The organism is Paenibacillus taichungensis (genome assembly GCF_013359905.1).
GTDB classification, from domain to species: domain Bacteria; phylum Bacillota; class Bacilli; order Paenibacillales; family Paenibacillaceae; genus Paenibacillus; species Paenibacillus taichungensis.
The window spans coordinates 472,598-490,472 of record NZ_JABMCC010000115.1; the positions used below are offsets into that span (position 1 = coordinate 472,598).

The following is a 17,875-nucleotide window of genomic DNA, read 5'->3' on the forward strand; positions in this document are numbered from 1 at the left end:
TGCTGAAACATCATGGATGAGGAGCAATTGCCTATGAAAAGCGTCAAAACCGATACAACGATGACGATGCCACGAAGCCATCCAAAAAAGAGTTCAGGCGTGTTAAGGCAAATGGGTAAAAGATTGGACCTGTACCTTATGCTGCTTCTGCCAGTCACTTGGTATGTGGTATTCCATTATGCCCCGTTGTATGGACTGCAAATTGCGTTCAAAAACTTCAATCCGGCTAAAGGGATTCTTGGCAGCAGCTGGGAAGGCTTTGGCCACTTCGAACGATTCTTTGATTCCTATTATTTCTGGAGACTTCTATGGAATACATTATCAATTAACTTGTTCTCCTTATTAATTGCTTTTCCGATTCCGATTCTGCTAGCACTAATTATTAACGAAATTCGCAATAAAACCTTCAGCAAGTGGCTGCAAAATATTACGTATATTCCCCACTTTATTTCAGTGGTCGTTATCGTTGGCATACTGAATGTGTTTCTCTCGCCTCATACGGGTCCAGTCAATCTGTTGATCGAGGCTTTCGGAGGTACACCGATCCGTTTTCTTGAGGAAGCAGGTTGGTTTAAAACCATTTTTATCAGTTCGAATATATGGCAGAACATGGGCTGGCAATCCATCATCTATATTGCAGCTTTGAGCGGAGTGAATCCGCATCTGTATGAAGCTGCCAAGATGGACGGAGCATCAAGGCTGCGGCGCATTTGGCATATTTCGCTGCCCGGCATCGCTCCAGTCGTCATCATTTTGCTCATATTGGATATCGGTCATTTCATGAACATCGGGTTTGAGAAAATTTTGTTGATGCAAAACAATCTCAATCTGGAATCGAGCGACGTCATTTCCACGTTTGTCTATACGACAGGTATTCTCAAGGGAGAATACAGTTATACAGCTGCTATCGGGCTTTTTAATTCAATCATTAATCTGCTGTTACTTTTACTGGTCAATCGGATTGCGCGCAAGACGTCTGAGACGAGCTTATGGTAAAGGAGGGCAAGATCCCATGTCCAAGCAGGCGACAATACAAACCAGTTCCAATGAACGGATTTTCGATGTAATCATCTACATCATAGCCTCAATCATTATCATCGCTGTGTTGTACCCACTGATTTTTATCGTGAGTGCTTCGTTCAGTGATCCCACAAAAGTATTAAACGGAGAAGTCTGGTTACTACCCAAAGGACTGACGTTGGATGCTTACACGAATATTCTACACAACGAGAAGATTTGGCTGGGGTACCGTAATACGATATTTTATACGGTCGTGGGCACTGTGATTAACATTATCATGACCGTATTGGCCGCATATCCTCTTTCCAGACCTGACCTTCCTGGACGTAATGTAATCATGGTTTTCATCACGCTAACAATGTTCTTCAGTGGCGGATTAATTCCAACGTATCTATTGGTCAAAAATCTGGGCATGGTGGATACGATGTGGGCTCTGATCATTCCCGGCGCAATCGCCACGTACAATCTGATCGTGATGAGAACATATTTTCAGTCAAGTATTCCTTGGGAGCTGCAAGAAGCTGCCCATATGGATGGGTGCTCCAATTGGCGGTTGCTTGTGAGCATTATCCTGCCCCTGTCCAAGCCGATTCTGGCCGTAATGGTGCTGTTCTATGCCGTAGGCCACTGGAATTCGTTTTTTAACGCGCTCATCTATATTCGTAACGAAAATCTGCATCCACTTCAGTTGGTACTGCGCGAAATTCTGCTGATCAGCCAATCCGATGCCGTAGATGGTAGCCTTGGATTGGAGGACAAAATCCTGCTCGCGGAGAGCATCAAATATGCGGTAATTATCGTCTCCAGTTTACCTGTACTGTTGATGTATCCTTTTGTGCAGCGCCATTTTGTTAAAGGGGTCATGATTGGATCGATTAAAGGTTAATCCAGATCAACCACAATGATGGAGGACTTATGTTGAAATCAAACGCCAAAATTAGTATAGATTATAGTCGCGTAAGCGAGCACACGGTCAACCCTTATTTGTTTGGGCATTTTGTGGAAGACATCCGGGACCATATGGAAGCGATGCTTGCCTTTCCATTGAAGGATATGGACTTTGAAAGCGAGGCTGAATTAAGGACTTCTGTATCAGGAAGCTGGTACGCTTATACCAACGGGAGAAATACGCAATATGCGATGGAAGCTCCAGCCCCCAGACATTCGGGCCGCGCTCAGCGTATTCGTATCTATAGTGATGATGAAGCATACTCGGGGATTGCACAAAAATCCGCCTTGAAAGGCCCCATGGATTACACCGTACGTGTAGTTGCGCGTGCCTCCATTGAACTCCAGTATTTGATGGTGGAGGCGGTCGATAGACGTACGGAAGAAGTGCTCGGTCAGTTGAAAATCGAATTGCACAGCCATAACTGGCAGGATTATGAAGGACAGATGACGATCCTACGTGCTTGTACTGATGCAGAAATTCGGGTGTATGTTCCGGAGGAGCATCCTAGATGGATCGACCATGTCTCCACGGGAATGCTCTGGCTGGACCATGTGTCTTTATTACCTGTGGATCATATTGCCCTGGTAAAACGCGAAATAGTAGAGATGACCAGAGCTCTAAACGCAGGCATGATGAGACTCGCAGGGAACTACATTAGTGCCTATCACTGGGAGCATGGCATCGGGCCGGTTCTGGAGAGACCAGTCATGTACAACGAGGCATGGGGAGGCTGGACCAGCAAGTATTTTGGAACGGATGAATTTATCCGCTTTTGCCACGAACTGCAAGTAGAACCTTTGATTTGTGTGAACGATGGATCGGGTACACCTGAAGAGGCCGCCCAATGGATTGAATATTGTAATGGAAGCGTAGATACCCCAATGGGAGCCCTTCGGGCGAAGAATGGATCGCCGGAACCATATCATGTCAAGTATTGGGAGATTGGCAACGAGGTGTGGGGGCAATGGCAGGTGGGTGCCTGCTCAGCGGAGCAATTTGCGGAGAGGACTGTACAGTTTGCCAAAAGAATGAAGGAAACAGATGCTTCCATTGTGTTGCTGGCTTGTGGACATTATGAACAGGGTTGGAATAAAAGCTTGCTTGCTCTGGCAGGGGAGCATATCGATTATCTAACGTTACATTTGTATCATGGTTACGGTCCCTTTGGCATGAATCGGGATACGCCGGCTGAGGATCGATATAAAGCAATGGCCAGTTACCCCGAGTGGACCCGGCACTATATACGTCAGACAATGGAGGCTATCCATTCCGACATCAAACATCAGCATGTGAAGCTGGCCATCACCGAATATAACACGATGTATTATCCAAACACTGTGCGAAAAGGACTGCCAGACGAGCATACCCTTGGAGCAGCCGTGGCGAATGCCGCCAATCTGAATGAAATGATTCGTTGCAGCGATAGCGTACACATCGGCAGTTTCTCTGATCTGGTCAACGGTTGGCTCGGGGGATGCATCCGTGTCGGTGATTTCTATGCCGATCAATATCGGGGCAAGCAGGCTGGATGGAGTGGACACCCGCTCACGATCTATGGAACACCAACCTATGAAGTATTAAAGCTTTACGCGAATCGGGATATACGTCATATCCTACACGTAGAAGCTGAATGTGGGACATTCTCGGTGACTTCAAACCAAAAAACGCCTGTAGAGCTGGACGCACTCCCCGATCTGGATGTTGTAGCCGGAACGAATGGTGATCGGAGCAGGATCACTTTGTTTATTGTGAACCGAAGCTTAGAAGAGGTAAGGGTTGAGCTGGATTTACGATCTTTCGACGCGAGCGAAGAGGGGACCTTATATGAGATTACCAGCGATTCGTACAATAACATTAACTCCGTCTTTCAACCTGATCATATCAAGTGCACAGAACGGAGTGTTTTGACCGAGAATTGGCAGCATGGTTACGTATTACGTCCTTCATCCATCTATGTGATGGAGTTTGGAAAGGCAGACTAATTGAATTGAAATCCTGGGTGTAGACAAATAGGGTTTCAGAACCTATACCTAAGTTCTGAAACCCTATTCCTGTTCTAGACTGTGTCTCGTGAACACCTAACAATCTATTACTTAGCTGATGAAAGCAAGCAGGCATTTTAAATCGTTACTTGCGTTCGCTTATACAATACAGGTATTGCCGCTGCTATAAGGATCACACCCATAATGGCGGGTGCAGCATGACCAAGTGATACATAGATTTGACCTCCAATAATAGGACCAATCATTCTTGCTAAAGCCTGAATAGATTGGCTACCTCCTTGAATCCTGCCTTGTTCACTAGAATCGACAGATTTGGAGAGCATACCATTGAAGGAAGGCCCAAAGATCGAATCACCAAAACCAAAGATAAACATACCAACGATAAACAGTGGATAGAATGAGAACAAAGTAGACAGTGCAATGAGACTGTAGCCTATAATCTCTGAAACCATTCCAAGAATGGCTATCTGTTTATCACTCAGTCTTTTCAAAAGCTTAGGCATGATGAGACCTTGTGAGATGATATCCTGGACACCCATAATCGAGAACATAAGTCCGATGATTGCAGGCTTCCAATTGAAAGTATCCATTGAAAATTGTGAGAAAACGGCCTGTAAAGATCCGTTGGGTATCCAAAGTAAGAAGGCTGAGATCAGTAATCTGTTTAAGTTTTTCATGGAAAGCAGGTTCGCAAGTTGTATGAAAGGATTAAGTCTCACCAAAGTAATTTCTTTCAGTCTATTTTTCTTGTCAAGACTCTCAGGCATAAAAAAGAATCCATATATAACATTCACCAAAGTTATGATTGCTCCAAAATACATGGGGGCAGAATAATCAATCTTGGCGAGCAATCCGCCTACAGTGGGGCCAATGACGGTGCCTACACCTACAACCGCACTCACCCATCCAAAGTATTTGGTTCTCTGTTCGGGTGGGATGATGTCCGCAAAATACGCAAAAATGGTGCCTATACTTCCGCCTGTTATACCTTCAATTATACGCCCCGCAAAGAGTATCCATAGAGCTCCACCAATGCCAAAAACAAAGTATCCGATTGCGGAACCCAAAAGGCATACCAGGAGCAATGGACGACGACCATATTTGTCGCTCAGAGCTCCAAGTACGGGGGAAGCAAAAAATACGCAAAAGGCATAAACAGAGGTCAGCAGCGTAACAACGATAGCTTGTTGTCCTGGACTGCTTATATAAGGCTGTACTAAGAATGGGACGACTGGTGCAATGATACTGAATCCTATTCCGCAAAGGAACACAGAGATCAGACCAAATAATAATGCGTGTCTGTCTATGGTTTGTTCGGTGTTCTGTGTATGTTGTGATCGGGATTTAAACATTCAATTCTCTCCTCAAATATTGTGGTTTTATTTCCTTGGAAACATTAATATCGTACAACCACTTTGTTTCCTTGTCAACAAAATAATAACAACAAAAAAGCAGCCTGTCCTCAAATAGAGTCCGGCTGCTTTTAGTTTAATTTCAATTATTCAGATTTATTCTGACTTCAGATCTGTACCCAGCTTCTTTATTTCTGCATCCAGATGTCGGTTATACTTGTCCACGAATTGAAGCATACTGTCGAATTGATCATCGGTTACCTGTTCAAATACCGCTTTATCTCGCTCGTGAAACTCGTTGTGCAGGTCCTCATGGATTTGATAAATGACTTTCCCTTGCTCCGTAAGCCTAAAATAGATTTCTTTTTTGTTATCCGACTTCTGATAGCTTTCGATCAGGCTTTTTTCCATGAGCTTCTTCGTTAATTTACTTATCGCACCGCGAGTCATATAAAAAGCCTCCGCAAGTTTTGTCACATTGGAATCTGCATTCTTTTCAATATATTCGACGCAATGTACCTCAGAAGGCTTATAACCCTTAAGACTTTCTTCCATCTTATCTTTATTAAGCCAAACCAGCTTATTATATAAGTCCCTGAAACCCAATAGGACCTGTTCTTCTTTGTTCATGACCTATCCTCCCACCCGTTGGTGCATTACCATATTATATTCAATTTTGGTTTCCAGTTCAAAAATATTAACATAATTTATTTGATAATGGATCAATTTCAATCCGCTATTAAGGTCAATAGAGGCGCGGAAAATCAAGGTGACTACCTGAATAAACTTTTTTCTTAACGACATACTACTTCAGAAGAGGTGGTAAATTTTGCAGCGAATCCATGAACAAGATCTTCACGAGTTAGAGAAGCAACTCTATGATCGTTTCGAAAAGAGCACGGATTTCAGTAATAAAGACGTGCTTATCGCTAATCAGAAATTCAGAGCATACTTCGTGAAAACGCTAGTTGATCTTCCAATAACGTTGTCCACAATAAATCAAGCGGCAAGTGGTAATGAGAACGAAACTTTTCTGAAAATGTTCAGTCCTTTTGAAGAAGAAGCATCCATGTCATTGGACGAACTATGCAACAATCTCCTGCATGGAAAACTGGTGTTGTTCAGCACAAAAGGATTAGCAGCAGTCATTGAACCGGAACATCCTGGAATTTCACGATCCGTAAGCTCGCCAGAGAGCGAGAATCCCCTTCAATCCGCGTTCGATGCTTTTACAGAAGATATTGATAAAAATATAGGTTTGCTGCGAAAAAAAATGATATCCGACCAGTTGGTAATTGAAAGCAGAGAGACTGGGACCCAGTCGACCAAGAAAATTGCCATGGTGTATTTGGAGGGAGTAGCCCAAACCAAAGTTATTGCGGCAATTCGGGACAAATTGGAACAAAATAAGGACAAGGAACTGACTACGGTAAGGGACCTGCTTAGTATACTGGGGCATCCGAAATTCTCCATAACACCAACGTATATCTCTTCGGAGTTACCTGGGGAGATGGTACAGAATCTGATGAATGGTAAAGTGGTTATACTGCTTGACCAATATTCGTTTGCATTTGCTTTTCCTGCGATTATAACGGATTTGTGGTCAACAACGTTGGACGTCAACTATCCGTATCTATTCCAGGTGTTTTTGCGAACCATTCGAGCGATTGGTGCACTTTTGGCTATCACACTTCCAGGTCTATACATTGTGCTTAATTCGGTAAACCCCGAACTGTTGCGAATTCAGTTAGCCATCACGGTTGCCAAGAGCAGGGAAGGAGTTCCTTATCCTTCATTAATCGAAATGCTTTTAGTTATGCTGCTTTTGGAGATGATTATCGAAGCTACCATTCGACTACCAAAGAATATCGGACCCACTATTACTATGATTGGCGGTATTCTGTTGGGACAAGCCATTGTTCAGGCCAAACTCGTCAGCAATCTATTAATTATTATTCTGGTTGCCTCAGCAATTGCCAACTTTGTATTGGCAGGCTACATGAATACAACGGGTATACGAATGTACAAATACGTTGTCATGCTTATCAGTTCCTTTTTTGGCATATGGGGTCTTGAGGCAGCGATGATTTGGATTATATTGTATTTTTCCTCGTTGAGTACTTGCTCCGTTCCTTACTTAAGTTTAAGTGTGAAAGGAAAGGCCCCGGATGAATAAAGCTCAGATTCTAACCATGTTTGTTCTGCTTCACCTCGCTTCAATCTTTGCCATCTTCCCAGAACGGATTATTTCTGCAACTTCAAAAGGACACTGGGAAGCCATAACGATCCTCTTTTTGGCAGAGTTACTGATTCTATGGATGTACTTAAAAGCGTTATCGCAATTTCCAGGAAAAACAGTGGTGGACATCTGTAATGAATCACTAGGCAAATGGGTAACTAGACTGATCGTTCTGCCGATGTTGATCTTCCTATATATCGAGCTTCTATTACTTATGTATTTTCAGTCTGTCGAAATCAAAGCTGTATTACTACAGAGAACACCGCCAGCAGCTACATCCGCTCTCTTTATCGTTCTGTGTTTCTATGCTGTTTGGAAGGGACTTGAGGTAATGATCCGGGCCAGCATCGGATTGTGTATTCTCTTGATGCCATTCATTTTTTTCTCCATGATGATCAGCATCCAGAATTTCAGAATCAGCTATATTTTTCCGATTTGGGATAGTGGAATGTCGTTTTTCTCCAATTCGGATTTCTATGTATGTACGGTCATTTCAGCCGGTTTTTTATTCCTTGGCATGATTCCCTCCAAACAGCGGCTTAGTTTTGGCAAAGCAGCTGCAGCGGTTGGTATCATTTTTGTATTTGCTTTGGGATCCGTATATGTTCCGCTTCTTGTATTCGGACAGGAAACAGTAATCCATCTGCAATATCCCATGCTCATGGCCTCGGATACCATTGATCTGGAGTGGGTTGTATTTGACTGGCTTCCAAGCTTCTACGTGGTAGCCTCCAGTGCGCTGGGTGTTCTAAAGGTTTCCGTTTTACTCTGGATTCTGGTGTCCCTATTGAATCAGTTATTTATGCCGAAAATCAATCGATTATGGGTTCTTTCCGTGGTGTGCTTCACCTTGTACGTGTTCAGTCTCATGATACCGGATGTCAACGCATTGAATTCTTACCTGTACGTGAATTCTTTCTTTTGCCTTTATAGCGTGATCGGTTTTCCCATCATTGTATTCCTCGCCGCGCAATGGCAGCGAAAGAAGGTGAGTACGTGAACAAGCGTACCTTTAAGACTCTGATTGTAGCCCTGTCTATGATGATGTTATTTTCGGGATGTTGGGATACCAAGGATATTAACAAACAATATCTGCCTGTTGTCATGGGCGTGGGGAAAGGGAAAACGGAAAAATACAGGATCATTCTCCAGATACCCGATGCATCAGGCAAAACTCAAATTCTTGATAAAGAATCGAAATCCATCAGCAAAGCGATCGATTTGATACGTACGGATTCGGAAAAAAGCATCGAATTGGTACATCTGAGGTTGTTGCTAATCGACAGAGAGGTTGCAGAACAAGGGATAGATAACATCATCAATTTTGCTGTGAGAGCGAATGATATTTCGATCAAGGGTCTGGTAGGGGTCATTGACGGTGATTTTGAGAAGACGATGTATCATCAAATCTCGCCAACACCTGAAATTTCTTCCTACGACTTCTTTAGCCAGGACGCCGGGTGGACGCCCAATCAATCCATCGTTCGAATATGGGAAGCCTATCAAAACCAAAATTCATATACGGAAGACATGGCTATCCCAATGCTCAAAAACGGTGATCGAACCTTATTCACTTTTAAAGGCACGGCCGTGATGCGGGATGACCGCATGGTAGGAACGCTGAATCAGGAAGAGACACTTTTGTTTAATTTATTTAAAGGGAAATATTCAGGGGGAACCATTGAAGTGGCTCAGAATACAAGTGTTCTTATTCAAGACACCAAAATCAAACACAAGACCTCCTGGTCGGAGAACGGCCCTTCCATCCTGACGGATATTCTTCTCAATGTGGTGATTACGGAAAGCCCTGAAGGTAAGGGTAACGCAGTGATTGAGAAGGAAATGAAGGAACAGATAAGCCAACAATTTAATGAAACGATAAAGAAGGTTCAATCCTTTAAATCGGATGTACTGGGTGTGGGCATGATATTCAGACCCCAACTGTCGGAGGGGAAATTAAAGGAATGGAAAACCAAGTGGTTTCCGAAGTTGGAGCAAAAGATTAATGTTCGTGTTAACGTTCTGAACGAAATTTATTTTAAAGAAAATGCCAACGATAATGAGAGTCAGGGGAAAATGTTAAAAAAATAGTTTAGCATTGTTAACTCCGTTTTAAGTGAGGGAAATGCTATATCGTTATGGAGTCGCCCAGGTGGCGACTTTTTTTATAATATCAGAAAGGGTCAGCATGGCGTTTTATTTATGAAAGATTCAGTTCCAATATCTTATTTACTTGCTCTTCCATTCCCGTAAAAAACAATATGGCTAAGGAGCAATGAAATTAAGCATTCTGAGATTGGATAACTCCTCGTAAAATAACATATCGCAGCTCTTACGATTATTAGGGCGGGTTAAGGGGATAACTGTTAATTGGAGAAAATCATTCACAATATATAGCTGTAAAGGAGCGGGATCATGTCCTTCTTTAGAACACTATCCGTACGGGCAAAGGAAGACGAATTGATGGATGATTTCTCCATGGGGGGAGAAGAATTGAGCGAAGCGCTCAAACATTTGAGACGGCTAAACAAAATATTTGCTGCTCCCGCTCCAACCCGTGCAGGGGTGGAGAAGTTATGGAAAGCGATTGGCCGACCAACTAAGCTGACCCTTCTGGATGTGGGAGCAGGTTCAGGCGATGTAAACCAGAAGTTATTGCGCTGGGCGGACCAGAAGGGCGTTAAGCTTGAGATTACTCTGGTTGATCTGACAGAGGAGGCATGTGAGGAAGCGAGAAACCTTTTCCGGAATGAACCGAGAATCAAGGTTCGACGTGCCGATGTCAGGGAATTACCGGATGCCTCAGCAGACATCGTGACTGGCTCGCAATTTGTCCATCATTTTGAAGGAAAGCAACTCGTGGAGATGGTCTCGCATATGCTGCGTGCCTCCAAATATGGCGTTGTCATTAACGATATCCATCGGCATCCCATATCTTATGCGGCTGTCTGGGTAACCACTCGAATAATCTCACGCAATCGGTATATTCGTCATGATGGACCGCTGTCTGTTGCAAAAGGCTTCACGGGAAGGGATTGGCGAGAATTGAAACAGCAGTTGAACCATGACACGCTGACCTATGAATGGAAACCATTGTTCCGCTATTCTGTCGTGATACCCCATCATGGGACGTTATCATAACATCATTACATCAATAGGCAGTTATCTTAAATGGACAATGAAAGGCGGGTGTTCTTACGTGTCTACATCAATGGATGCCATAGTCATCGGAGCGGGAATTGCTGGCAGTACCTGTGCGTTGCAGCTTGCCAGGCAAGGGCATCGGACACTACTGCTGGATCGGCAAGAATTTCCACGTCACAAAACATGCGGTGAATTTATGTCGCCTGAGACAACGGAGATGCTGGATTATTTGGGGATTAACCTTAGTGAACAAAAGATAAAGCCGAGTACCTTGGACCATGCCAAGATTATTATGCCTCAGGGCGGGGAGATCGTGGCACCTTTGCCAGGATTGGCCTATGGCATTAGCAGATATGAGCTGGATCGGATTTTACACGAGCAGGCCACAGCTGCAGGCGTTGAGATCGTTACGAGGGCAACGATAACCAACATTCAGCAGTTAGATGATTATAGTTATGAAGTCGAAGCCAAACAAGGAAATGAGCGGATTCATTATAGTGCAAAAACCGTTATCGGAGCCCATGGCTCGAAGAAGCTGAGGGGGATGACCTCGCCAGCAGAGCTGCGGGATAAAACAGCATATGTTGGTGTCAAATCGCACTATCGGGGGATCACCATCCCGCAACGGGTAGAGTTATATTTTTGCAAGGGAGGGTATGTCGGCATTTCACCGATTGAGGAGGGTATCGCAAATGTAGCTGCATTGCTGACACTTGATACGGTGCGGGGAAGCGGCAAGTCTGTAGAGGATATTTTGCAGTCTGCTTCCTTGACTAACGAAAGATTGGCAGCGAGGCTAGCCGAGGGAAGACCAGTTCAAGGAACACAGGTCTCGATTGCACCACTCCATCTATCCAATGTTCCTGAACCGTGGTCCCAATATCCTCATATTGGGGATGCCATGCTGATGATCCCTCCTTTGTGTGGTGACGGGATGTCTATTGCGCTTCGTTCCTCATTGCTGTGTGCTGAATGGACTGACAGGTATCTTCAAAGGAAGATCAGCTTTGCGCAGTGGCAGCACGAGTATTCGAAGGAAGCCAATCTTGATTTCTCCCGACTGCTCCGGCGTGCACGACGGATTCAAAAGCTGGCTTTTGCCAAAACGAATAAATTCTATCCTGGTTTGGCCCGCATGGTCCCTGGTCTGGCGACTTATCTGGTGAAGGCAACACGGTTATCGGAAATTAATCTTGTCCACCGATCATAGATGGCAGCAAAGTGACATCCATAAAGTGAAATCCGTAGGAGTATGGGGCGGCTTATGTCAGCCTCTTTTTGTTGTTTCTCTGCCAATTTTGTCGAGACCGTTTAGAAATCTGCCAAATACTCGTATAATAGAATCTAATTGTAGTTATAGAGACAAGAGTCTGATTTGAATTCGGGAGGCATTATTTTAAGATGAACTATTCATTTTCCAACCGGATTGCTGCATTACAGCCATCCATCATTCGCGAGATTCTGAAGGCTTCTTCGGGTCAAAATGTAATTCCGTTCTCTGCGGGAAATCCCGCTCCGGAGACTTTCCCTATTGAGGCCATTCGCACATTCACCCAATCAATTCTGGAACAGGACCCGGTAACAGCACTGCAATACGGAATTACCGAAGGTTATGCCCCACTGCGGGATACATTGACTACACATCTGAAGACAGGCTTTGACACAGGCAAAGCATCGGATGAACTGTTCATCGTGTCTGGAGCACAACAAGGAATTGAACTCGCATGTAAAGTATTCTGTAATGAAGGGGATACGATTATCTGTGAGAGCCCAAGCTTTATCGGTTCACTGAACTCTTTCCGGGCTTCAGGAGCAAACCTGGTCGGCGTTCCGATGGAGACGGACGGTATGGATATCGGGAAGCTGGAACATGCCCTGCAAACCGAGCAGAATGTAAAGCTGATCTATGTCATTCCGAGCTTCCAAAACCCTACAGGTTTTACCACCAGCCTGGAGAAACGCAAGGCGATCTATGATCTTGCCAAGAAGTATGGAGTCATGATTCTGGAAGATAATCCATACGGAGAACTTCGGTTTAGCGGAGAAGATGTAGCGACGATTAAGTCGATGGATGATGAAGGTCTGGTTATTTACGTAGGCTCTTTCTCCAAGATTCTGTCCGCTGGCTTGCGTGTTGGTTATGTTCTGGCTCCTTCCGAGGTTGTTCAGAAGATGGTTGTTGCCAAACAGGGAGAGGATGTACATACAGCCATGCTGCCACAGATTCTGGCACACAAGTTCATGACTGAGTATAACTATGCAGAGCATATCAGCAGTATCCGTGCGATTTATCGCAGGAAGTCTGCCTTGATGATTGACAAGCTGCAGGAGCATATGGGTGAGTCCATTACCTTTACTCAACCGGATGGAGGGCTGTTCCTCTGGTGTGATTTGCCGGCTCATATCCCGATGCTGGATTATGCCAAAACAGCTGCTGCGGAAGGTGTAGCGGTTGTTCCGGGCACTGCTTTTCTCGTCGACGAGAACGAACCCTGCAATGCGATCAGACTTAATTTCTCAACACCTTCCGATGAGCAAATTGTGAAGGGCATCGAAATTCTGGGACAGGTTCTGCACAAATTCTAATTGGAGGCATATTTTTATGAATCAACGTTTTCGGATCACTCGATCCATGCAAGAAAATAACGAGGAGCAATCCATCTCCTTGGAAGAATGCAAACAGTATTTTGCATCCAAACCCGACTTTACGTACTCACCTGTTCTTACCGTCCAGGGACCGGAGAGCGTCATGTCCATCGATGGGGATTTCTTCATGTGGGCGTATGAAAACCTGCAGATTCCATTTCGTCTGTATATGGGAGATCTGTATGTTGCCATTGTCAATGAAGCTGTTGTTCCGCAAATGATCAAGGTTGCTACGGATTTGCGAGCCGATGTGGTTGAAGGGTAAGCAGAGGCTTGGAATGAAATGCATCCGTCCAATTGTAACCATATAAGTGTCGGGAAAGTCGCCAATCTGGCGACTTTTTTGCTCTGAATCTATTCGTCAGTTTGCTTATTGAAATATTCAATCGATGGGGAATTGACGCTAAGGACCTGTTCGTGATAATTTATATAAATCACAAAATCCAATAAATCCAATGAGGGAAAGGGGTTTTACGCAATGTCGTCAATCGTGCTTGCAGCTGCCGAAGATATACGAAGCGAGGATTCGGAACTTTTAATCAAGGAGCTGAGCGAAGAACTGGGATTGTTATATGGCGGCGATGGTACAGCGGGATTTCAGCCGTCCGATGTGGAGACACCACGAGCAGCCTTTATTGTCGCGCGTTTGGATGGATATCCGGTAGGCTGCGGAGCTATCAGACCCCTTGATGATACATCCGTGGAGGTCAAGCGCATGTATACACGTTCGGATTTCCGTCGCAAGGGTGTGGCCCAGGCCATTCTCGCCGAAGCAGAGCGTCTAGCGCTAGAATTCGGCTACACCAATCTGAAGCTGCAAACTGGCCCCAAACAGCCTGAGGCGGCTGCCCTTTATGAAAGAGTTGGGTACTATCGGATACCGATTTTTCACGGGGACTGGGATCGAGTGCTTGCTTATCAAAAAGATCTGGTACTCAGTGAAACTCACAGAAATGAACATTCTTCCTCATTGAACGCATAGATATCATTTATAAAAAAACGAACCGAAATCTCTTGTCAGCATCCAGAGATTTCGGTTCGTTTTTTTGGTGTGTGAAAAGCTAATGGATTCAAGAATAACGGAATTCCTTTACTCTTTTATAACAGAGGCATTGACAGCGCCTTCCATCTGATTATTGTAGGTACGGAATAAACCAAGGCGCCAGAAGGCAGCTCCTTTGAGATCATACCGCTTGGCAAGACCCAGTTTATCATCTATGGAAGATGAGGTTTCACTATTTAAGCTGATACCGAGCAAAAGCTTTTGTTTGGAAACACCAGCATCTAACGCAAGCTGGATGGCCTGATCCACAAGACTGTTCGGCTCGGGAACCTGCGCTTTGGTGCCGACCGGATTATATTGATAAGCCATAATGATGATGTCGTCTGCCAATGAAGCGAGCGTTTTGTAATCATAACCTTTATATGCACTATTTAATGGAGGTACGGCCAAAGATAGAGCGATGTCTTTAGGCAAGGAATCTTTCAATTGCTTGACGTAATTGTTCAGCAGCTTCTGCTGCTCTACAGCATCCAACTTAAAACCTAGTCCTTCAAAATCAAGAACAACCCCTCCGAAGCCATTCTCAGCTATGGCAGCAGTTATGCCCTCAATGGACTTCTTGCGCATACTGCTGTCACTCAACACCTTGGTCAGTTCTCCGTTTCCATCCAAAGAATAAACCATAAGATACGGTTTAATACTCTGATTCGCTGCATCAGAAACGATGGATTGAGGTGTAACGTCACCGGCAGCAGCAGGAATTTGATACTCATCACCCTGAAGCGTAAATTGACCTTCGCGATCGATGCGACTCCAGCCAAAAGCGATCGAGTTCATGGATGACACCAAATCGATTTCCTTATAGGATTGCAGCGCATAGAAGGCTCTCAAATGCATTTCACGTTGAGGTGAAACAAGAGAAACGGTACGAGTTGACTGGTTCCAGCCTACATTAACACCGAACTGACTACTGAACGAACTGAGTGGAATAAGCACACGACCTTCCCGCTGAACAGGTGGCGCTGCGAGCTTTACTTTTTCTCCATTAACGGTTGCTGTAGTGCTTCCCACTTGAAGCAGGACTTCCGTCGCCTGACCTTTTACATTTCCAATCGCTTTCACGGTTTGCGTTTTACTGTTCCATGTAATGCTAATTCCCAGGGCTTCGCCAACTGTCCGGAAAGGGACATAGGTGACACCTTTATCAATCAGAGGGGCAGCATCGAATTTCAGAGGAACATCATCCAGCAAGACCGAAATGGCTGGTGCGGCGTAGGCATCATTAAGGTTTGGAGTGGTTCCGAGCAAGGATATGGCAAGAATAGTGGCAGCAGCAGTTTTTCCTATTCGTGTATGAAACATGTTTTTTGTATTCCTCCAACTCATCAAATATAGTAGAATTGCATCTTATCTGAATCATGATCTAGTATAAAATAGTATAGCAAAATTTTCATAGAGTTCCAATTACAAGATATGATGGACTTTTGCAGAGTAATAATTAAACCAAGCGATATTAATTTTAGTCAGAAGCAGGAGGAGAATGCGATTGGACTTTCGTGAAAAATTGGAGCGTTATGCAGCACTTGTGGTCAACGTTGGTGTTCATGTTCAGAAGGGACAAACGCTTGTCATAACTGCGCCATTATCGGCTGCACCGTTTGTTCGACTAGTTGTAAAACATGCTTATGAGGCCGGCGCTCATGATGTCTATATCGAGTGGAACGACGATGAGATTACGCGTTTAAAATATGAACTTGCACCTGATTCGGTGTTCCACGAATACCCGGCGTTCCGGGCAGCCGGTTGGGAGAATTTTGCCGAAAAAAATGCAGCTTTCCTGACGATCACGGCACCCAATCCCGATCTTCTGCATGGAATAGATCCACAGCGGATCATGAATTTGAATGCAGCCAAAGGTAAGGTATTAGCCAAATTTCGCAGCTACGGCATGTCCAACAAGGTCAGTTGGTCTATAGTTACGGTTCCATCAATGGCTTGGGCTGCCAAGGTGTTTCCTCATGTTGTCGAGGAGCATTTGATTGATACGATGTGGGAAGCTATCTTTAACGTTACGCGGATTAATTCGGCTGATCCCGTTGAGGCATGGAAGACACATCTTGAGCTGCTTAGAAACAAGACGGATCAGCTTAATCGTAAAAAGTATCGAGCACTGCGATACCGTGGACCTGGTACGGATCTGCGGATAGAATTGTCGCCTAAACATATCTGGGTTAGTGATGCAGATAACATTAATGAAAAGGGTGTTTCATTTTTGGCAAACATTCCGTCAGAAGAAGTATGGACTGCCCCGTTAAAGCAGGGGGTGAACGGCACGGTTCGCAGTACTAAGCCGCTAAGTTATGAAGGATATCTAATCGATGATTTCTCCTTGACGTTTGAAAATGGGAAAATTATTAATATTCAAGCAGCGCAAGGGCATGAGGTGCTAAAAAGATTAATAAGCATCGACGAAGGGGCGGCCTATCTGGGCGAGATTGCGCTGGTGCCCCATCATTCTCCTATTTCGGAATCAGGGCTCGTTTTTTATAACTCTCTTTTTGACGAAAATGCATCCAACCATCTCGCGATCGGTAATGCTTATCCTTTCTGTCTTGAGGGAGGGAACGAGATGACTGAAGCGGAAAAAGCGGCAAACGGTGTGAACTCAAGCCTCATTCATGTCGATTTTATGATTGGATCAGCTACTATGGATATTGATGGAGAACTTGCAAATGGGGACTTGGAACCTGTGTTTCGTAACGGTAACTGGGCCTAGAATTAATAATCATAGATCAATAATTGGTAATAAAACGGAGGAGGATTCAAATGTCACCCAGAAACATTTTGAAGGACCAACAAATGAGAAAGGAACGCATTGAGCATATCTTAAATTCAGCCTTACAAACCATGGCTAAACGTGGGATTGATTCAACCAATATTAAAGATATCGCCAAGGAAGCAAAACTTAGCGTAGGCAATATTTATACCTACTTTACATCGAAGGACGAAATTTTCAGTGAGGTTCTGCGTCGAGGACAAACGATGTATGGGAGGACAATTGCACAGATAGCAGACATGGATATAGATCCTCGTGAAAAACTATTCGAGATTAGCAAAGGGTGGTTATCAAACGAGAGTAATTGGGCCTTCACCATCATGCTCCAAAGTATACGAACGAATCAGGCGGTCAGCACCGAAATAAAACAAGCTGCAACTCAGAGATTTACCGACAATCTGGAACCTTTGGCAGAGATTTTTCGCCAAGGACAGGAGAGAGGCGGCATCATACATGGAGATACTCGACAACTTGCATTTTATTTTGTAAGTCTGATTCAAGGTCTGACCTTGCAGCTCGCTCCAGGTTATGAAATACAAGTAGATATTGACCCGGAAAAAATTGTTCGTCTTTTTATGATACCAGAGAAGGAGGGTTTAACAAGCGATCTGTTCAAGAAAAACAATGATTTAAGTTACATAAATAAAAAAATGTTTGACAGGTAAGAATTGGTATTGATA

16 protein-coding genes are annotated in these 17,875 nt (G+C 44.3%); 13 read left to right on the top strand and 3 right to left on the bottom strand.

Translation table 11 applies throughout. The features are described 5' to 3' along the window. Positions 1 to 33 precede the first annotated feature (33 nt). Genes HP548_RS21350 through HP548_RS21360 form a run of 3 tightly spaced genes read left to right on the top strand, consistent with a single transcriptional unit; the run spans position 34 to position 3,954 of the window. Positions 34 to 996: an ABC transporter permease gene (locus tag HP548_RS21350; RefSeq protein WP_076288463.1), complete on the top strand. Its 963-nt coding sequence runs from the start codon at positions 34 to 36 to the stop codon at positions 994 to 996. 16 nt (positions 997 to 1,012) lie between these two features. Continuing rightward, positions 1,013 to 1,906, top strand: coding sequence for a carbohydrate ABC transporter permease (locus tag HP548_RS21355; protein ID WP_076288464.1), 894 nt, complete (start codon positions 1,013 to 1,015; stop codon positions 1,904 to 1,906). Between the two features lie 32 nt (positions 1,907 to 1,938). After that, positions 1,939 to 3,954 (top strand): alpha-L-arabinofuranosidase C-terminal domain-containing protein, encoded by a 2,016-nt coding sequence (locus HP548_RS21360; protein ID WP_175382971.1) that lies wholly within the window; start codon positions 1,939 to 1,941, stop codon positions 3,952 to 3,954. Between the two features lie 137 nt (positions 3,955 to 4,091). Here HP548_RS21360 and HP548_RS21365 read toward each other — a convergent pair whose 3' ends face one another. Together HP548_RS21365 and HP548_RS21370 are read right to left on the bottom strand one after the other, a co-directional pair. After that, on the bottom strand, positions 4,092 to 5,327 hold the full coding sequence (locus HP548_RS21365; RefSeq protein WP_076288465.1) for an MFS transporter: 1,236 nt from the start codon (positions 5,325 to 5,327) through the stop codon (positions 4,092 to 4,094). Positions 5,328 to 5,483: 156 nt separating this feature from the next. Then, positions 5,484 to 5,957, bottom strand: coding sequence for a MarR family transcriptional regulator (locus tag HP548_RS21370; protein WP_175382766.1), 474 nt, complete (start codon positions 5,955 to 5,957; stop codon positions 5,484 to 5,486). Between the two features lie 199 nt (positions 5,958 to 6,156). Here HP548_RS21370 and HP548_RS21375 point away from each other — a divergent pair, with 199 nt between their 5' ends. The 8 genes from HP548_RS21375 to HP548_RS21410 all read left to right on the top strand — a co-directional run bounded on the left by HP548_RS21375 (position 6,157) and on the right by HP548_RS21410 (position 14,338). Then, entirely contained in the window at positions 6,157 to 7,503 is a 1,347-nt protein-coding gene (locus HP548_RS21375) for a spore germination protein (RefSeq protein WP_175382767.1), read from the top strand. After that, entirely contained in the window at positions 7,496 to 8,566 is a 1,071-nt protein-coding gene (locus tag HP548_RS21380; protein ID WP_099854238.1) for a GerAB/ArcD/ProY family transporter, read from the top strand. The genes HP548_RS21375 and HP548_RS21380 overlap by 8 nt, the downstream gene beginning before the upstream one ends. Further along, positions 8,539 to 9,657 (top strand): Ger(x)C family spore germination protein, encoded by a 1,119-nt coding sequence (locus HP548_RS21385; RefSeq protein WP_175382768.1) that lies wholly within the window; start codon positions 8,539 to 8,541, stop codon positions 9,655 to 9,657. The genes HP548_RS21380 and HP548_RS21385 overlap by 28 nt, the downstream gene beginning before the upstream one ends. A gap of 324 nt (positions 9,658 to 9,981) precedes the next feature. Beyond that, positions 9,982 to 10,707 (top strand): SAM-dependent methyltransferase, encoded by a 726-nt coding sequence (locus tag HP548_RS21390; protein WP_175382769.1) that lies wholly within the window; start codon positions 9,982 to 9,984, stop codon positions 10,705 to 10,707. A gap of 58 nt (positions 10,708 to 10,765) precedes the next feature. Continuing rightward, the gene (locus HP548_RS21395; RefSeq protein ID WP_326065602.1) at positions 10,766 to 11,920 is read left to right on the top strand and encodes an NAD(P)/FAD-dependent oxidoreductase; all 1,155 of its coding nucleotides are present in this window, start codon (positions 10,766 to 10,768) and stop codon (positions 11,918 to 11,920) included. A 191-nt stretch (positions 11,921 to 12,111) separates the two neighbouring features. Then, entirely contained in the window at positions 12,112 to 13,296 is a 1,185-nt protein-coding gene (locus HP548_RS21400; protein ID WP_076288472.1) for an aminotransferase-like domain-containing protein, read from the top strand. A 16-nt stretch (positions 13,297 to 13,312) separates the two neighbouring features. Beyond that, positions 13,313 to 13,621: a hypothetical protein gene (locus tag HP548_RS21405; RefSeq protein ID WP_175382770.1), complete on the top strand. Its 309-nt coding sequence runs from the start codon at positions 13,313 to 13,315 to the stop codon at positions 13,619 to 13,621. Between the two features lie 213 nt (positions 13,622 to 13,834). After that, positions 13,835 to 14,338 carry a GNAT family N-acetyltransferase gene (locus tag HP548_RS21410; RefSeq protein WP_076288474.1) on the top strand — a complete coding sequence of 168 codons (504 nt, stop codon included), beginning with the start codon at positions 13,835 to 13,837 and terminating at the stop codon, positions 14,336 to 14,338. A gap of 108 nt (positions 14,339 to 14,446) precedes the next feature. On the opposite strand, the gene HP548_RS21415 is transcribed toward HP548_RS21410, so the two are convergent. Next, positions 14,447 to 15,721 carry a stalk domain-containing protein gene (locus HP548_RS21415; protein WP_076288475.1) on the bottom strand — a complete coding sequence of 425 codons (1,275 nt, stop codon included), beginning with the start codon at positions 15,719 to 15,721 and terminating at the stop codon, positions 14,447 to 14,449. Between the two features lie 184 nt (positions 15,722 to 15,905). Here HP548_RS21415 and HP548_RS21420 point away from each other — a divergent pair, with 184 nt between their 5' ends. After that, positions 15,906 to 17,135, top strand: coding sequence for an aminopeptidase (locus HP548_RS21420; RefSeq protein WP_409347668.1), 1,230 nt, complete (start codon positions 15,906 to 15,908; stop codon positions 17,133 to 17,135). Between the two features lie 50 nt (positions 17,136 to 17,185). Further along, a complete protein-coding gene (locus HP548_RS21425) occupies positions 17,186 to 17,860 on the top strand; it encodes a TetR/AcrR family transcriptional regulator (RefSeq protein WP_076288477.1) in 675 nt (224 codons plus the stop codon). Positions 17,861 to 17,875: the final 15 nt, after the last annotated feature.